This is a genomic window from Kitasatospora sp. NPDC089797 (assembly GCF_040684795.1).
In the GTDB taxonomy this organism is placed as follows: Bacteria; Actinomycetota; Actinomycetes; order Streptomycetales; family Streptomycetaceae; genus Kitasatospora.
Genome location: NZ_JBFBGS010000051.1, coordinates 1 through 17156, shown reverse-complemented (window position 1 = coordinate 17156; position 17156 = coordinate 1). Strand labels below are relative to the sequence as shown.

Annotated in this window: 14 protein-coding genes and 1 rRNA gene; 4 read left to right on the top strand and 11 right to left on the bottom strand. The window is 75.1% G+C overall.

Going from position 1 to position 17156, the window contains the following annotated elements; all coding sequences use genetic code 11:
- Nucleotides 1-107: 107 nt before the first annotated feature.
- Both gabT and AB0O91_RS32340 read left to right on the top strand, forming a co-directional pair.
- Complete coding sequence (gene gabT, locus AB0O91_RS32345; protein ID WP_363440834.1) at nucleotides 108-1448, top strand: 4-aminobutyrate--2-oxoglutarate transaminase; 1341 nt, start codon at nucleotides 108-110, stop codon at nucleotides 1446-1448.
- Between the two features lie 513 nt (nucleotides 1449-1961).
- Complete coding sequence (locus AB0O91_RS32340; RefSeq protein WP_363440831.1) at nucleotides 1962-2591, top strand: phosphatase PAP2 family protein; 630 nt, start codon at nucleotides 1962-1964, stop codon at nucleotides 2589-2591.
- A 5-nt stretch (nucleotides 2592-2596) separates the two neighbouring features.
- Here the strand turns inward: AB0O91_RS32340 and AB0O91_RS32335 are convergent, their stop codons facing one another.
- Nucleotides 2597-2947 (bottom strand): DUF2218 domain-containing protein, encoded by a 351-nt coding sequence (locus tag AB0O91_RS32335; RefSeq protein WP_363440828.1) that lies wholly within the window; start codon nucleotides 2945-2947, stop codon nucleotides 2597-2599.
- A gap of 168 nt (nucleotides 2948-3115) precedes the next feature.
- Between AB0O91_RS32335 and AB0O91_RS32330 the strand changes: the two genes are divergently transcribed.
- Nucleotides 3116-3658, top strand: a complete 543-nt coding sequence (locus AB0O91_RS32330) for a MarR family transcriptional regulator (RefSeq protein ID WP_363440825.1) — start codon at nucleotides 3116-3118, stop codon at nucleotides 3656-3658.
- Here the strand turns inward: AB0O91_RS32330 and AB0O91_RS32325 are convergent.
- Nucleotides 3549-4490, bottom strand: a complete 942-nt coding sequence (locus AB0O91_RS32325; RefSeq protein ID WP_363440937.1) for an EamA family transporter — start codon at nucleotides 4488-4490, stop codon at nucleotides 3549-3551. The genes AB0O91_RS32330 and AB0O91_RS32325 overlap by 110 nt on opposite strands.
- A 108-nt stretch (nucleotides 4491-4598) precedes the next feature.
- On the opposite strand from AB0O91_RS32325, the gene AB0O91_RS32320 reads away from it, so the two are divergent.
- Nucleotides 4599-5516 (top strand): LysR family transcriptional regulator, encoded by a 918-nt coding sequence (locus tag AB0O91_RS32320; RefSeq protein ID WP_363440822.1) that lies wholly within the window; start codon nucleotides 4599-4601, stop codon nucleotides 5514-5516.
- Between the two features lie 114 nt (nucleotides 5517-5630).
- On the opposite strand, the gene AB0O91_RS32315 is transcribed toward AB0O91_RS32320, so the two are convergent.
- The 9 genes from AB0O91_RS32315 to rrf all read right to left on the bottom strand — a co-directional run.
- The gene (locus AB0O91_RS32315) at nucleotides 5631-6395 is read right to left on the bottom strand and encodes a ZIP family metal transporter (protein ID WP_363440819.1); all 765 of its coding nucleotides are present in this window, start codon (nucleotides 6393-6395) and stop codon (nucleotides 5631-5633) included.
- Between the two features lie 479 nt (nucleotides 6396-6874).
- On the bottom strand, nucleotides 6875-8578 hold the full coding sequence (locus AB0O91_RS32310) for a restriction endonuclease (RefSeq protein ID WP_363440816.1): 1704 nt from the start codon (nucleotides 8576-8578) through the stop codon (nucleotides 6875-6877).
- 114 nt (nucleotides 8579-8692) lie between these two features.
- Nucleotides 8693-10552, bottom strand: a complete 1860-nt coding sequence (locus AB0O91_RS32305) for a hypothetical protein (RefSeq protein WP_363440813.1) — start codon at nucleotides 10550-10552, stop codon at nucleotides 8693-8695.
- A 230-nt stretch (nucleotides 10553-10782) separates the two neighbouring features.
- Nucleotides 10783-11439, bottom strand: a complete 657-nt coding sequence (locus AB0O91_RS32300) for a YigZ family protein (protein WP_363440810.1) — start codon at nucleotides 11437-11439, stop codon at nucleotides 10783-10785.
- 163 nt (nucleotides 11440-11602) lie between these two features.
- Entirely contained in the window at nucleotides 11603-12892 is a 1290-nt protein-coding gene (locus AB0O91_RS32295; RefSeq protein ID WP_363440808.1) for an aldolase/citrate lyase family protein, read from the bottom strand.
- Nucleotides 12893-13008: 116 nt separating this feature from the next.
- Nucleotides 13009-14625 (bottom strand): DUF2637 domain-containing protein, encoded by a 1617-nt coding sequence (locus AB0O91_RS32290; RefSeq protein WP_363440806.1) that lies wholly within the window; start codon nucleotides 14623-14625, stop codon nucleotides 13009-13011.
- A 198-nt stretch (nucleotides 14626-14823) separates the two neighbouring features.
- A complete protein-coding gene (locus tag AB0O91_RS32285; RefSeq protein WP_363440804.1) occupies nucleotides 14824-15489 on the bottom strand; it encodes a response regulator transcription factor in 666 nt (221 codons plus the stop codon).
- Nucleotides 15441-16850: a histidine kinase gene (locus AB0O91_RS32280; protein WP_363440801.1), complete on the bottom strand. Its 1410-nt coding sequence runs from the start codon at nucleotides 16848-16850 to the stop codon at nucleotides 15441-15443. Before AB0O91_RS32280 ends, AB0O91_RS32285 begins: the two co-directional genes overlap by 49 nt.
- A gap of 215 nt (nucleotides 16851-17065) precedes the next feature.
- A 5S ribosomal RNA gene (gene rrf / locus AB0O91_RS32275) occupies nucleotides 17066-17156 on the bottom strand; the annotation flags it as partial.

Here is a 17156-nt window from a genome sequence, read left to right as displayed (position 1 = left end):
CGCGCCGGACAAGTCGGACGGCGCAGTGCTACCGAGTGGCGCATGCCCGGTCGGGGAGGGCGGCCGTAGCCTGCGAACCACCGAGCCGAGAAGTCTGGAGATACCCCATGAGCGCCGTAACGCCGCTCCCGCAGGAGCGCCGCCTGGTCACCGCGATCCCGGGTCCGAAGTCGCAGGAGCTGCAGGCCCGCAAGCTGGGTGCGGTGGCGGCCGGTGTCGGCACCACCCTGCCGGTGTACGTCACCCGTGCCAACGGCGGCGTGCTGGAGGACGTGGACGGCAACTCGCTGATCGACTTCGGCTCCGGCATCGCCGTGACCAACGTCGGCAACAGCGCCGAGGCCGTGGTGGCCCGGGCGAGCGAGCAGCTGGCCGCCTTCACCCACACCTGCTTCATGGTGACCCCGTACGAGGGTTACGTGGCCGTCGCTGAGCAGCTGAACGAGCTGACCCCGGGTGACCATGAGAAGCGCACGGCGCTGTTCAACTCGGGCGCCGAGGCGGTCGAGAACGCGGTGAAGGTCGCCCGCGCCTACACCAAGCGCACCGCCGTCGTGGTGTTCGACCACGGCTACCACGGCCGCACCAACCTGACCATGGGCCTGACGGCGAAGAACATGCCGTACAAGCAGGGCTTCGGTCCGTTCGCCCCGGAGATCCACCGGGTGCCGGTGGCCTACCCATACCGCTGGCTGACCGGTGCGGAGAACTGCGCCGCGGAGGCGGCCGCGCAGGCGATCGAGATCATCAACAAGCAGATCGGCGCCGAGAACGTCGCCGCGATCATCATCGAGCCGATCCAGGGCGAGGGCGGCTTCATCGAGCCGGCCAAGGGCTTCCTGCCGGCGATCGCGGAGTTCGCGAAGGCGAACGGCATCGTGTTCGTCGCGGACGAGATCCAGACCGGTTTCTGCCGCACCGGCCAGTGGTTCGCGTGCGAGGACGAGGGCATCGTCCCGGACCTGATCACCACCGCCAAGGGCATCGCCGGCGGTCTGCCGCTGGCCGCGGTGACCGGTCGCGCGGAGATCATGGACGCCGCGCACGCGGGCGGCCTGGGCGGCACCTACGGCGGCAACCCGGTGGCGTGCGCCGCCGCGCTGGGTTCCATCGAGACCATGAAGGAGCAGGACCTCGTCGGCAAGGCGCAGCGGATCGGTGAGGTCATGCTGGGCCGCCTGCGCGCGATGCAGGAGAAGTTCGACATCATCGGCGAGGTCCGCGGTCGCGGCGCGATGATCGCCGTCGAGCTGGTGAAGCCGGGCGGCAAGGAGGCGAACGCGGAGGCCACCGCGGCCATCGCCAAGGCCTGCCACGCCGAGGGCCTGGTGGTGCTGACCGCCGGCACCTACGGCAACGTGCTGCGCTTCCTGCCGCCGCTGGTCATGCCGGAGCACCTGCTGAACGAGGGCCTGGACATCCTCGAGGCCGCGTTCGCCACCGTCTGAGCGGTGTCGCCCGCCGGGGCGTGAGACCCCCTTCCGGAGGGTTGTCCGGACAGCGCTGAACGGCCCGCGGGGACCACTGGTCCCCGCGGGCCGTTCGGTGTTCCGGGGCCGGCCGCTCCGGTCCGCGGTACGGTCGGGCCCGGTCGGCGGTACGGTCGGGCCTGCTCAGCGGGCCGGTCCGGGGCCGCCCGGACCGGGGTGAAGATGATGTGCGGAATCGCTGAAGGCGCTCGGCGGGGAAGGGTGGTTGACGTAGTGTCATCACCGATGGACAGCGAGCCCCAGCCACGGCCGGAGCCGTCCGCGGCGCCTCCCCCGGGAGCGCGGCCGCGCGGGGGCCGCGAGGACAACCAGTCCGACCCGGGAGGGTCGGCACACACCGAAGGCCGATCGACCGACCGTCCGACCCACACCCCCCGGGGCGCACGGAACGGCGATCATCAGAGCCGCCCCGGAGCTCTCCCCCCTGCTCCGGGGCGGCTGTCCGTCGTCCTCGGCCGGGCGGCCCGGTCGGTGGCGGTGCCGGTGACGGCGGCGGTGCTGCTGGTGGTGGTGTCCTGGCAGGTCGCGGTGGACGGGCCGTTGCTCGGTGTGGACCGCGCCGTCCGGGCGGCCGTCCGGACGTCCCACCGGGAGCACCCGGACGCCCTGCTCGACCGTCTGGGCCACTTTCTGTCGGACCTGGGCGGCGGGGTGCCCGCCGTCCCGGTGCTGCTGGCGGCCGGGGGGCTGGCCGCCTGGTGGTGGCGTCGGGCGGGGGCGGTGCGCTGGTGGCTGCCGTTGCCGGTGGCGGCGCTGACCGCGGTGCTGATCCCGCTGCTGGTGGTGCCCGCGAAGGCGGGGTTCGCCCGGCCGGGCCCGCTCGGGGATCCGCTGCTGCCGGGGCAGTGGGGCTGGTACCCGTCGGGGCACACCGCGACCGCGACCTTCTCGTACGGGGTGGCGGCGCTGCTGCTGGCCCGGGCGGCGGGGCGGCGGACGGCCCGGGGGCTCGTCGCGGCCGCGGTGGCGCTGGCGCTCGGGGTGGGTGCGGGGCTGGTGTGGAGCGACTTCCACTGGCTGCTGGACGTGCTGGCCTCCTGGTGCCTGGCCGTCCTGGTGCTGTGGGCGCTGGACCGGTGGCTGCCCCGGCCGGACGTCTGAGGGCGTCAGGCCTCGGGGGCGCTCTCCGCCGGGTCCTCCTCGTTGCGGTGGACGAGGCCGGCCTCGCCGTTGTCGCGGTGCCACGCGACGACGAGCTCGTCGCGGGCGCCGAAGCGGACGAGGTGGCGGCCGACCACGTCCTCCAGGGCGGGCAGGTCCTCGCGCTCGCCCTCGACGGTGAGCAGCAGCGCGTCGGACCGGGCCTCCAGGGTGGCGGTGCCGGCCCGGAAGACCAGGGTGCCGCGGCCGGTCTCCGGGGAGAAGGAGGTCTCGACCTTGCGGCTCATGTGGGCGGCGAGCTGCTTGGCGTAGCGGGCGGGGCGGTCGGTGGCGACGCGGGCGGTGGAAATGGGCATGGGGGCTCCAAGGGGGCGGGGAGGGGACTTAGGGTGCCCTCACTCGGAGCCACCGTAACGTAGATACTGAGCTAGGCTCAACATATTTCTCCGGGCGTTCCCCGCGGCCGACCGCCCGCCCGGGACCGGCCGATACGCTTGGGCCCACGCCAGCCGAGGAGACCGCCGATGACCACCACGCCGCCCGACGCCCCGGCGGACCCCTCCCCCGGCACGGCTCCCGAGCCCGCGACCGCGGCCGAACTCGCGGACGCGATGACCCGGGCGATCAAGCGGATCCGCCGGCAGACGAGCTGGCAGCTGGAGCCGTACGGCATCACCCCCGGCCAGGCCCGGGCGCTGCGCACGCTCGCCCACGTGCCCGGCTGCGAGTCACCGGACCAGGCGATGCGGCTCAGCGACCTGGCCGACAAGCTGCACATCGCCCCGCGCTCGGCGACCACGGTGGTCGACGCGCTGGAGGAGGCCGGGCTGGTCGAGCGCCGCCCCGACCCGTCCGACCGGCGGGCGGTGCGGATCCTGCTGACCGAGGGCGGCCGCGCGGCGGTGGAGCGGATCGGACAGGTCCGGGACGAGGTGGCGCAGGAGTACTTCGGCGAGGTCAGCCCCGAGGACGAGGAGGTGCTGCTGCGGGTCCTGCGGGCCGCCGAGGCGCGCTTCCTCGCAGCCGGGCCGCCACCGCGGACGGCGCCCCCGGGCGCAGCGCGGTGATCCCGGTCCCGGCGACCACCAGCACGGCGGCCGCCGCGGCCGTCGGGGTGACCTCCTCGCCGAGCAGCAGCCAGGCCGAGGACATCCCGAACACCGGCACCAGCAGCGAGTAGGGCGCGACGGCGGTGGCGTCGTAGCTGCGCAGCAGACGGCTCCAGGCGACGAAGCCGAACAGGGTGGAGAGCAGTCCGACGTAGCCGATCACGCCGAGCCCGCCGAGGGTCATCCCGCGCAGCGCCTTCAGGTCCGCCGCCGGGCCCTCGACCAGCAGGGACAGCAGCAGCAGCGGCAGCGGCGGGACGGCGCTGACCCAGACCATCCAGCGCAGGGCGTCCGGCGGCGCGGCCCTGCGGGTGAGCACGTTGGACAGGCCCCAGGCGACGGCCGCCAGCACGACCAGGACGAAGGCCCCGAGCGGACCGCCGAGGCCCTGGTCGAAGGCGCTCAGCGCGATGCCCGCGAAGGCGATCGCCAGGCCGGACAACCGCTGCCGGCCCGGGCGTTCGCCCAGCAGGACGGCCGCGAAGAGGGCGGTGAAGCCGGCCTGCCCCTGGAGCACCAGGGAGGAGAGGCCGGCCGGCATCCCGGCGTGCATGCCGAGGAAGAGCAGCCCGAACTTGACCACCCCGAGGGCCAGTCCGACCGCCAGCACCCAGCGCCGGGCCACCCTGGGCGGGCCGACCAGGAAGACCGCCGGCACGGCGACCACGGCGAACCGCAGGGCGCAGAAGAGCAGGGGCGGGAAGCTGTCCAGGCCGATGTGGATCAGCACGAAGTTGAGGCCCCACACGGCGGCGACCAGGACGGCCAGGGCGATGTGGCGGGGGCGCATGGTCGTGCCGGTCGGCGCGGCGGGCGTTGCGGTCATGGGTCGAGCCTGGCGGCCGGGAGTGTGTAGCACCAGCGATGAATACTGAAGGAGACAGTTTAGGATCGCTGCATGATGGACCTGGGGCGCCTTCGGGCGCTGCACGCGGTGGCGGTGCACGGCTCGGTCGGCGGAGCCGCGGCCGCACTCGGCTTCACCCCCTCGGCGGTCTCCCAGCAGATCGCCAAGCTGGAGCGGGAGACCCGCACGGTGCTGCTGGAACGGCGGGGCCGGGGCGTGGTGCTGACCGATGCGGCACGGGAACTGGCCGCCACCGCGCGGACCGTCCTGGGGCTGATGGAGCAGGCCGAGGTGCGGCTGGAGGAGCAGCGCGGGCGGGCCGTCGGCCGGCTGCTGGTGGCCGGCTTCGCGACCGGCGCGCGCGGGCTGCTGCCCCGGGTGCTGGCCGAACTGCGGCTGCGCTGCCCGGAGTTGGACGTACGGCTGCTGGAGAGCGACCCCTACCCGGCGGCGGAGCTGGTGGCGCGGGGCGAGGTGGACCTGGCCCTGGTGCAGGACTGGCCGACCGTGCCCCTGCCGGTGCAGGAGGGGGTCTCCCGGCTGGACCTCGGGACGGATCCGGTGGACCTGGTACTGCCCGCCGGGGACGCCCTGGCGGCCCTGGACGCGGTGCCGGTGGAGCGGTTGTGCGGGCAGCGCTGGATCAGCGTGCCGCCGGGCAACATCTGCCACGACTGGCTGGTCCGCACCCTGCGCGAGGCCGGTGAGGAGCCGGACGTGCACTACCAGGTCGGTGACTTCGAGACCCAGATCGCCCTGGTGGCCGCCGGGCTGGGGATGGCCGTGGTGCCCCGGCTCGGCCGGGGACCGCTGCCGGCCGGGGTGGCGGCCCGCCCGATCGCCTCGCAGCCCAGCCGCCGGGTGTTCGCGCTCTGGCGCGCGCAGGCCACCCGGCGGCCGGCGATCACCGAGGCGCTGGCGGCGATGCGGGAGGGCTGGCGGTCGATCCAGGAGGCCCGGACCGGCTAGCGGCTGCGGTTGCGGACGGGGCTGCGGCTGCGGCTGCGGGCGGGGGATCGGTCCGGCGGGCGGGGGGTCGGTCCGGCCGGCGAGGAGGTCGGTCCGGGGGGGGCGGGCCCGACGCTAGGCGGCGAGGCCGATGACCAGCCACATGAAGCCGACCCCGGCCAGGGTGCACAGCAGGGTGCTGCGCGAGGGGTGCGGGCTGTGGGCCTCGGGCAGGATGTCGGAGGTGGCCAGGTAGAGCAGGAAGCCGGCGAAGAAGCCCAGGTAGAGGCCGAGCAGGTGCTCCGGGATGGTGAAGGCCAGGGTGATCGCGGCGCCGGAGACCGGGGCCAGGGCGTCGGCGGCGAGCAGGGTCAGCGCCCGGCGCCGGTTGTTCCCGTACAACCGGGTGATCGTGTAGGTGTTGAAGCCGTCGGCGAAGTCGTGGGCGACCACCGCGATGGCCACCACGGTGCCGACCGTGGTGCCCGCCTGGAAGGCGGCGCCGATCGCGAAGCCGTCCATCACGCTGTGCCCGACCAGGGCCAACGCGGCGGTCAGACCGACGCCCTGGCGGTCGGAGCGGTGGGAGTGCCCGTGGTGGTGACCGTGGGTGTGCTCGGCGTACTCGCCCTCGTGGCCGCGGTGGATGGCGACGGCGCGCTCGATCACGTGGATGGCGAGGAAGCCGGCCGCGAACATCAGCAGCGCCTGGGGGACGCCGTGCACCTCCGCCGGTGCCTGGTGGAGGGCCTCGGGCAGCAGGTCGAAGACGACCACCCCGAGCATCAGTCCGGCGGCGAAACCGAGCACCAGGTGACGGCGGTCGCCGGTGCGTTGGGCGACGAAGCCGCCGATCAGCGTCATCAGGAACGCTCCGGCGGCGACCAGGACGGCGGTCATCGGGCGCCCTCCGTCGCGGGTCCGGGCCCGGCCGACGTCCGCGTCGGGCGGGGCGGGTCCGCCGGGCGGGTCGGGTCCGCCGAGGCGGTCGGGTGGGCCGTGGCCGAGGGTTCTGCCCCACCGGCCGGGCCGGGTGGGCGGCCGGTGCCGCCCCGTGGTCTGCCGAGCGCTCTGCCCATTCCTCTCCCCCTGCGGTCCGCCCGTGGCCGGGCCGATCGCCGACCGTACCGGACGTCCGTTCGAGGGTGATCGCCCGGGGGTACCGGGGACCGACCGCTCGGCGGCGGCGGTCCCGTCGGCCCGGTCCCCCCAGCCTTGGTCCGGGCACGGAGGGCCGCCCGCCAGGTGGGCCGTCGGGGTGAACGCCTGTTCCGGAGCAGGTCCGAGCAGGTCCGAGCAGGTCCGAGCAGGTGCCCGCGCGGTCCGGGCGGGTCGGCCCCGGTCGGACGGAGCGGGCCCGGTCGGACGGAGCGGGCCGGTCAGCGGCCGACGGCGAGCGGCAGGCCGAGGTGGGTGCGGGCGAGTTCGCGGACGCCGTCACCGTCGATCAGGTGGATGTGCCGGTGCCCCTCCTCGGCGGTGAGGTCCAGGGCCTCCTCGGCGAAGCTGCCGGTGGTCAGCCGTAGGCCGCGTTCGGCGGACTCCTCGCGCACCGCCTCGGCCAGGGTCTCGATCTGCTCCCCGGTGACCGCCACGGCGTCCCGGGAGGCCCAGACCACCCAGCGGCCCGGCAGCGCGCTGCCGGGGGCCCCCTCGCCGGTGGCGACCAGCCCGGCCGGACCGCGCAGCCGGACGCTCCACTCGGCGAGCCCGCCCCTGGTCAGCAGGTCGCGCACCAGCTGGGCGAACTCGTTGGCGGACAGGTCGGGCGCGGCCGGGACGGCGGCACCGGCCCGGGCGGCCGGCTGGACGGCCACCCGGGCGTACGGGTCCGGGGTGACGGCCGCGCCGAGCTGGCGCAGCCGGACCAGTGCCTCGTCCTGCTCGGCGTCCGCGTAGACGCCCTCGCCGTCGCGCTCCTCGTACGGGGTCTCCGGCGGCAGCAGCCGGGTGCGGGCCAGGGCGTCGCGGTCGGCGTCCACGCTGAGCAGGCAGAGCGGCTCGTCCGTGCCGGGCTCGCGCAGCCAGCCGTTCAGGACGACGCCGGCGAGTATCTCGTCGGTGTCCACGGCGTCGGCCGCCTGGAGGGAGCGCAGGGCGAGCCGGGCGACCAGCCGCAGGTAGTCGGTGGACCGGTCGGCGGGCGGGCGCGGCACCGGCAGGACGTCGCCCTCGGGGGCGAGCCGGTAGCCGGTGAGCGAGGGCACCAGGTCGAGCGGGGGCAGGTCGAGGTCCAGCACGGCGGTGCGGGTGAGCGGGCGGAAGACCGCCCGGCAGGGGGCGGGCAGGTCCTGGGTGGCGGTCTCGGCGGCGGCCAGCGCGCGTTCCAGCAGCGACTCCACGGCGGCCGGCTCGGCCAGCCGGTAGGCGCGCCGGCACTCCTCCAGGCTCTCGTTGTACTCGCGCACGGCGCGGGCCCGGGCCTCCTCGGCGGCCTCGTGGGCGCGCCGGGACTCGTCCGCGGCCGGGCTGCCCGCTTCGGCCTGGCGGGTCCGCCACTCGCGCAGGGCGCGCTGGTGGGTGAGCCGGGCCTGGGCCAGTTCACGCTGGTAGCCGGAGTCCAGCAGACGGCGGGACGGCCCGCTCTCCGGGTCGGCGGCGGCCGGTTCGGCGGGGGCGAAGTCCGACCACCGGGGCTCGGCGCCGTCGGCGGACTCCGGGCCGTCGGCCGGGTAGGGGCGGGGCTCGTAGCGGCGCAGCTGGCTCTCGAAGTCCATGGCCGAGACGGGCAGCGCGGCCCGCCGCAGCAGATCGGCCAGCCGGTCGTGCTCGGCCTGGACGGTGAGCGTGCGGTGATGGGTGAGGGCGGCGGCCCGGGCGTGGGCCGCGACCGCCTCCTCGGCGTCGGCCGGGCCCGCGGGATCGGGACCGGGCTGCCCGGGGTCGGCGCCCTCGGCGGCCGGGCCCGCTCCGGTCCGGTCCGGGTCGGGACGGCCGGGTGCGGACCCGGCCCCGGCCGGGGCGCCGTCCCGGTCCGGGCCGTGCTCCGCACCGAGGTCGCGGAAGACCGAGGCGAGGAAGCCCGGTCGGGGGAACTGGACGGTGGCGGTGCCGTCCGACTGGCCGTCTGCTGAGTACTGCATCGGTCGTCGTTCCCCCATGCTCGTCCGGCGCCTTCCGGGGGCGGCCGACCGGCCCGCGGCCCCGCCCCTGCCCGACATTGTCCACCGAACGGGCGCGACGGTCAGCCAAGCCGGTCAGTTGGTCCGGGTGTTGGTGAGGTGCAGGCCGATGTAGCCGACATAGATCCGGCCACTGCCGGAACAGTCGTCCAGGTAGTGCAGCCGGGGCGCGGTGCGGCCGCCGCCGATCCGCAGGTGCGCGCCCATGAACGCCCGCCGGGACGCGTCCACGCTCTCCGGCACCGGCAGCATCCGTTCGCGCTTCCACTTGGTGTGGCTGAACACCGTCCGGGACTCCCCGCGCACCGCCTTGCGGGGCGGGAAGCGGTGGCAGCCGTCCGGGGTGTGCTCGCACCACTGTTTGAAGTCCCCGCCGGCCGAGCCGCGCACCGCCGCCTCCGCGTACTCCTGGAGGGCCGTCAGGCCGTCCCAGGCGAGCCGGGCCCAGCCGGCCCCGGCGCACTGGAGCCCGTCCAGGGCGAGTGCGCTCTTCTGGTCCCCGGTGAAGGTGAGCAGCGGGAACTCGGTGAGCCTGGTGAGGAGTTCGGTGAAGGTCTCGGGCTTGCCCGGGCGCCCGGCGGCGGGGCGGCGGCCGGCGGCGGCCGGCACCCCTGCCGGGGCGGTGGGCGGCCCGCTGCAGTGACGGCCGCTCAGGGCCCCTCGCGGGCCGGTCCGGGTGCGGCCCTCGTGGCCGTCCCTGCTCGGACCGCGGTCGCGGCGCTCCAGCCGGAGGGTGTGCCGGACCCGCTCCAGCTCGTCGGCCCTGGCCTGCTGCTCGGCGCGGTCCTGCTGCTCCTCGTGGGCGAGCGCGGCCAGCTCGTCGGCCGTGGCCGCGGCTGCGTCCGCGGTCGGTTCTGCGATCGGGGCCGCGGTCGTGCCGGTCTCGCCGGAGGTGCCGGTGCCCTCGTCGGCGAGGGCGCGGGGGTTCGGCACCGCGCCCGGCCCGGCGGCGGGGCGCAACTGCGGGGGCGGGACCCGCAGCACGGGCACGGCGGCCAGCGGCGGCGGCAGCGGCTGGTCGGCCGCGAGGCGGCGCGGCTCCCGGGCGAGCAACCCGGCGGCGCGGCGGGGGTCCTGCTCTATTCGGCCACGGGCGAGGACCGGATGTCGGGCGCTGTCCTGTCGGGAGGCCGGGTCGACCTCGGGCAGGTAGGTGCGCACCGCGCCGCCGTACACGGTGTGGAACTCCAGCGCGACGTTGAACCCGGTGCGGGCGCCCGGATCCAGCACGTAGGCGGTGGCGAGGCCGGGCAGCTGCCGGCAGAGCGGGCGGACCACGTCCTCGACCCAGTGGTCGAGCGGGTGGTTCACCGGCACGCTCGCGACCACGGTCGGCAGGCGGCGCGCCGGGTCGCACAGCTCGTCGATCAGGTCGTCGACCTCGTCGGCCGTGATCACCCGGGGGGCGGAGTGGACGGCGGCCGGGCCGTCGGCGGCGTCGAGCAGCGGGAGCAGGGTGCGGGCCAGCTCGGGCACCGGCACCCGGCACGGGGTGCGCACGCCGCTGCCGGTGTTGTGCGTCTCGGACTCCAACCGGACCCAGGTCGGGCCGCCGGCACCGGTGGCCACGGTGAGGGTGAGCTGTCGGGTGCCGTGCGGGGCCGGGGTGCGCAGGCGGCGGCGGTCGTAGCGGCCCGCTCCGGGGCCGCCGCGCAGCGGCCCGTGGTCGCGGTCCAGCAGGACGCGCTCACCCAGGCGCAGGCGCTCGGTGGCGGGGGCGGTTCCGCCGAGCGGCTCTCCCGGGGCGGTACGTGGGGTGGGCGGGGGCTCCTCGCAGCCCTCCTGCTTCAGCCAGGAGGCGAGCTGTTCGTCGGCCAGGGCGACGGCCTCGGCGTGCGGGAGGGCGGTGGTGACGGTCATCCGGTAGGGCGTCGCCTGGCCGTGGAGGCCGGGTCGGTCGGCACCGGCGGGCGACGGCGAACGGTCTGAGGTCATGCGCATACCTCCGTGGTGCGGGGTGGGGTCCGTTGTCCTCCATCGATGGTTTTCGTCCGGTTCGGCCGGATCCTTGCCCAGGAAACGCCACGGCCCGGAGCGGAAGTTCCAACTCCGGGCCACGACACTACGTTCGGGTGAATCTGTTCAAGCCGTCTTCCGCGTGGCGCGGAGGCTCGGCTACGGGGAGCCACCGACGGGCGGGCCCGCGCGGCAGGCGGGGCGGCGGCTCAGACCGGCACCTCGACGAAGGTCCGGCCGGCCGGCACCGCCAGCGCGGTACCGCCGGTCGCCTCGGCCAGCCAGGTGTGGAACGCCGCCACCTCCGGCTCCGGCACGCCCACCTCGATCCGCACCCCGGCCGCCTGGTAGGCGAGGTCGCTCACCGCGTACCCGGCCGCCCGCAGGTCGTTCTCCACCCGCCCGGCGCGCACGTGGTCCGCCGTCACCGCGAGCAGCGCGACCGGCCGCCGCTCCAGCAGGCCGACCTCGTCGACCGCCGCCGACACGGCGTTCCCGTACGCCCGCACCAGCCCGCCCGCACCGAGCTTGATCCCGCCGAAGTACCTGGTCACCACGGCGACCGTGTCGGTCAGGCCGCGGCGGCGCAGCACCTCCAGCATCGGCACCCCGGCCGTGCCGCCGGGCTCCCCGTCGTCGCTGGAGCGCTCGCGGCGCTGCTCCTCGCCGACCACGAAGGCGGTGCAGTTGTGCCGGGCGTCCCAGTACTGCTTGCGGATGCCGGCGATGAAGGCCTGGGCCCCGTCCTCGTCGGGGACCCGGGCGAGGTGGCAGATGAAGCGGGACTTCTTGATCTCGGTCTCGTGGCTGCCGGCCCGCCGGATGGTGAGGTACGGCCTGGCGGTCGGTTCCGGCGTGGCGGACATGGCGCGGTGGTTCTCCCGGAACGTCGACGGCTGGCGGCGCGCGCCCGGAGGTCCGGGGCGGCACCGCCAGCCTAATCGGCGCACCGGCGGCGGCCGGGTGGGCGGGTGCCCGGGCCCGGGCGGGGGCGCCGCCGGACCCGGTCGGGGGCCCGGGCGCCACGGCTCAGCGTCCGGCGAGGGCGTCCAACTGCGCGCGGTCCAGGCCGGTCAGCGCGGTGACCTCGGCCGGGTCGACGGCGCCGCAGTCCAGGCCGCGCAGCAGGTAGCCGCTGAGCGCCCGGGCGGTGGCCGGCTCGTCCATCACGTCGCCGCCCGCCTTGGCGACGTACGCGGCGAGCCGGGCGGCGGCGGCCGCCAGGCCCTCCCGGTAGAAGGAGTAGACGGCGACGTAACGGGTCGGCAGGTGGGCCGGGTGCATGTCCCAGCCCTGGTAGTAGGCGCGCGCCAGCGAGCGGCGGACCAGGTCGTGGTGGAGCTTCCAGGCCGCGTGCACCTGCTCGGTGGAGCCGGTGGGGATCACGTTGGTCGAGCCGTCGGAGAGCCGGACGCCGGTACCGGCGGCGGCCACCTGCATGACCGCCTTGGCGTGGTCGGCGACCGGGTGGTCCATGCTCTGGTAGGCCGCGCCGACGCCGCAGGAGGCGCTGTAGTCGAAGGTGCCGTAGTGCAGCCCGGTGGCGCGGCCCTCGGCGGCCTCGATCATCCGGGCGACGGTGGCCCGGCCGTCCGGGCCCAGGATCGCCTGGGTGGTCTCGATCTGGATCTCGAAGCCGATCCGGCCGGCGGGCAGCCCGGCCCGGCGCTCGAAGTCCTCCAGCAGCCGGACCAGCGCGGTGACCTGCTCGGCGTAGGTGACCTTGGGCAGGGTGAGGACCAGGCCCTCCGGCAGGCCGCCGCCGGCCAGCAGGGTGGCGAGGAACAGCTCCAGGGTGCGGATGCCGCGGGCGCGGACGGGCGCCTCCATGCACTTGATCCGGATGCCGACGTACGGCGGCACGCTGCCGTCGGCGACGGCGGCGGTCACCAGTTCGGCGGCCCGGACGGCGGCGGCGTCCTCCTCCGCGTCGGGCCGGGGGCCGTAGCCGTCCTCGAAGTCGATCCGCAGGTCCTCGACCGGCTCGCGCTCCAGCTTGGCGCGCACCCGGGCGTGCACGTCGGCGAGCAGGTCGTCGTCGGCCACCCCGAGGGCGCGGGCCAGTTCGGCGGGGGTGCCGGCGTGGGTGTCGAAGGCCTCCAGGGCCTGGCGACCCCACTCCCGCACGGTGTCGGCGCGGAAGGCGTCGGCCGGCACGTAGACGGTGTGCACGGGCTGCCGGGTGCCGGAGTCACCGGGGTAGCGGCGGGCCAGGTCGGCGTCCACCGGGGTGAGCAGCGCCTCCACGGCGGCGCGGGCGGCGGCGGAGAAGGAGGCCCCGCCCGTCGGTCCGGTTCCGTCGACCTCGACCTGCGACATCCGCACTCCTCCATGCCGAACCAGCGCTTCAACAATTTGTTGAGGCGAAGGTAGCTCCGGCGGGATCGGGCGTCAATGGCCGACCGAGCGGTGGACCCGGGGGCGCGGGTGCGGGCTCAGTCCCGCCCGGCGGCCTGGAAGCGGGCGTTCAGCTTCGGGTAGAGGTCGGCGACCTCCTTGGGGTGGACCGAGCCGCCCTGGCCCTTGCCGGTGACGCCGTACTCCGTGGTCAGCCACTCGGCGAGGCGCTGGGCGTCCGGCTGGTGGCCGTGGCTGTCGATGTACGAGAGCAGGCCCTCGTACGCCACGTCGAGGTCCAGATGCGCGGGTACCGGGGCGGATTCGGGTCGGTCGCCTTGGACGGGCTCCTCGGCCGGGACCGGCTGCTCGGGCTGGGCGTGCTGCTCGGCCCGGGCCGACGGCCGACCCTGCTGCGGGTCGACGGCGGGCTCGGGCTGCGGCTGCTGGGCCACCGGGTACTGGGCCTGCGGGACCGGTGGCGCCGACGGGACCGGGGCGGTCTCCTCGGCGGGCGGACGCGGGGGCTTGAACCACGGGGAGGCCTGGCCGGGCACCCGCCCGCCCGGGGCGGCGTCGGCCGGGTGACCGGTGGTGCGGACGGCGCGCTCGGTCCACACGTTCAGCTCCTCGCCGCGCGGCGGTGCGACGACGTCCGCCGCCTCCTCCGGCTCCTGGGCGGCCCGCAGTCGAACGGCGTGGAGGCGCGCCAGCATCGGCGCGGCGACCTCGGCGGACATCGGCGCCGGGGCGGCGGAGGGCTGCGCCTCGGCCTCGGGCTGGGGCTCGGGCTCGGCGCCCTGGAGCTGGGGCTGGGGCTGGGGCTGGGCCACCGGGGACTGGGGCTGGGCGGCCTGGGGCTGGACCTGGGTCTGAGGCTGGGTCTGAGGCTGGGTCTGGGCCTGGGTCTGGACCGGGCTGCCCGCGGCGGTGGCCACCGGGGCGATGGCCGCGGTGGCCCGGCCCTGCTGGGCCTGGCCGTGGAGCTCCTGCGAACCCTGCTCCGCCGGCGCCTCCTTGACCTCGCGCTCGCGGCCCTCCTCATCCAGCCGGTCGAGCAGCGACGGGTCCAGCGGGACACCGAACTTGGCCAGCTTGAGCGGCAGCAGCGCCTGGATCGGGGCGGAGCGCCGCCAGCCGCGGCCGTACCGGAAGCGCAGCTGCGCCCGGTAGACCAGCCGGTTCTGCTCCAGCCGGATGACCTCCTCGTAGGAGCGGAGCTCCCAGAGCTTCATCCGCCGCCAGAGCCGGAAGGTGGGCACCGGGGAGAGCACCCAGCGCATCACCCGGACCGACTCCATGTGCCGGTCCGCGGTGATCGCCGCGATCCGGCCGACCGCGTGCCGGGAGGCCTCGACCACGACCACGAACAGCACCGGGATGACGGCGTGCATCCCCATGCCGAGCGGGTCGCCCCAGGAGGCGGCCGCGTTGAAGGCGATGGTGGCGACGGTCAGCAGCCAGGCGGTCTGGCGCAGCATCGGGAAGGGGATCCGGAGCCAGGTCAGCACCAGGTCGAGGGCGAGGAGCACCACGATGCCCGCGTCGACGCCGATCGGGAAGGCGTAGGAGAAGGCCCCGAAACCTTTCTCCACGGCCAGCTCGCGCACCGCGTTGTAGGAACCCGCGAACCCGATGCCCGAGATGATGCAGGCACCGGCCGCGACCAGGCCGAGCAGGCCGCGATGAGCCTTGGTGAGCGTTGGGCGTGCCATTACGTCTATCAACCCCTGGTTGTCGGCTGCTGCCGTACTCGCCTCGGCTGCCGGTGCCCGCCTGTCGGGCCGCCGGACGGCTGGGCAACCTCCGGGCTCGGCCCACCGGAGTTTACTCGTACGCGTGTTTCAGCGTTTCCGCAGCCTGGAGTGTCACTGTACGGGCCCGCCGCCCGCGCCGACCAACCGGTCGGACCGTCAGCGGCTCTGCTCCGCCGTGCCGTTGAGGTAGGCCAGCACCGCCATCACCCGCCGGTTGGCGTCCTCGTCCGGAGCGAGGTCGAGCTTGCTGAAGATGTTGGCGATGTGCTTGGCCACGGCGCCGTCGCTCACCGAGAGGCGGGCGGCGATCGCGGAGTTGGAGCAGCCCTCGGCCATCAGCTCCAGCACCTCGCGCTCGCGCGGGGACAGCCCGAGGAGCGGGCCCGGGCGGCGCGAGGTGGTCTCCATCAGCTTGGCGATCACGTCCGGATCCATCGCGGTGCCGCCCGCGGCCACCCGACGGACCGCGTCGATGAACTGCCCGGCGTTGAACACCCGGTCCTTCAGGAGGTACCCGATCCCACCCGTCCCGTCCGCCAGCAACTCCCGCGCGTACAGCTGCTGGACGTGCTGGGAGAGCACCAGGACCGGCAGGCCCCGGATCTCCCGACGCGCCTTGAGTGCGGCCTGGAGTCCCTCGTCGGTGAGTGTCGGGGGCAGTCGGACGTCCACCACGGCCACGTCGGGGCGGTGGGTCAACAGCGCTTCCAGCAGCTCGGGGCCGGTCTCGACGGCCGCCGCGATGGTGAAACCGTGGGCTTCCAGCAGGCGTATCAGGCCTTCACGGAGGAGGTAGAGGTCCTCGGCGAGGACAACTCGCACGGCAGCTCCAAGGTGATGGTGGTGGGACCGCCCGACGTGCTGTCGATGGCGAGGACACCGTCGAAGGTACCCAATCGGCGCTCGATCCCGCGCAGCCCCGTGCCCCGCGACGGATCCGCCACACCCACACCGTCGTCCGTCACCGTGACCCGGAGGGACCCGGCCCGGTACAGGATGTCCACCCACACCTGCTCCGCCTCCGAGTGCTTGGCCGCGTTGGCCAGCAGCTCGCTGATGCTGAAGTAGACGGCCGCCTCGACCGGCGCCGGCGGACGGTCCGGCAGGCTCACGACCACCTCGGTCGGCAGCGCACTGTCCAGTGCCAACGCACGCACCGCGTCACCGAGTCCGCGCTCGGCGAGCACCGGCGGGTGGATGCCGCGCACCAGGTCGCGCAGCTCCTGCAACGCCCGGGCCGAGGACTGTCGCGCCTCGGAGAGGAGCTCCCGCGCGGCGGCCTGGTCGGTCTCCATCAGGTGCTCGATGGTGCCCAGCGTCATCCCGATGGCCACCAGCCGGGCCTGGGCGCCGTCGTGCAGGTCGCGCTCGATCCGCCGCAGCTCGGCCGCCTGGCTGCCCACCGCGTCGGCCCGGGTCTCGGTCAACTCGGCCACCCGCTTGGTCAGCTGGGCGTGCGTGGCCCGACCGTCCTGGTCCAGCACCCGACGGGCCGCCTCCACGTACCCCCGCACCGCGTGCGGGGCGAGGAGTATCCCCGCGAGGACCATGCCGACCCCCAGCAACAGGCTCAGGGTGACCCGCATCACCCGCGGGCTCAGCGGGCCGAAGGCGTCCGCCGGCACCACCCCGCCCAGGGCGAACCCCGTGCCCAGCACCAGCAGGAGGGCGACCGCGCCGCCCAGGACCGCGGCGAGGAGCGGGTTCACGACCAGCCAGAGCAGTTCGGCCCGGGTGGTGCGGTCCCGCAGGCCCCAGTGGACCAGCTGCGCGTACTTCGCGACCGTCCGGGAGCGGTGGTAGGAGTAGCCCGTCCACCAGTGCCCGCGGTCGTCCGGCTCCAGCCCCGGCAACGGCTGGTAGACGGCCGGCAGACGGATGCTGTACCAGCTCTCCAGCATCCGACGGGTCCGGTCCGCCGTCGAGCGGACGAAGGTCGCGGCCACCGACCCGCCCACGAGCGCCGCCGCCACGAGGGCCACCAGGGCCGCCGGGTAGTAGAACTCCAGGAACTGGGCCGTCACGACTCCCGCGAAGACGGCCGCCACGACCGGGATCACGAACCCCGGGACCGCGGCCAGCATCACCTGCACCAGCCGGGCCAGCCCCTGGCCGCCGGCCTGGAAGGCCGCCTGGGTCTGCGCACGCACGGACGTGCCGCTCGTACGAGTCTCTGTGGTCACGCAAGCTCCTGATGCCGGTACCGATCCTCCTCCATCAGTGTTCACGAACGACCCGCTCCGGACACTGGCCATGGCACCCCGATTCCGAGGTGGACCTAGGTCCACCTGTCGGTGGCAGGAGCAACACCCGGCCGCTCGGGTCGTCCGGAACCGTGGAGACGCGGAAACGCGAAAAGGCCCACCCGGTAACCCGGGTGGGCCTTTTCTGAAAGATTGTTCGGCGGCGTCCTACTCTCCCACAGGGTCCCCCCTGCAGTACCATCGGCGCTGTGAGGCTTAGCTTCCGGGTTCGGAATGTAACCGGGC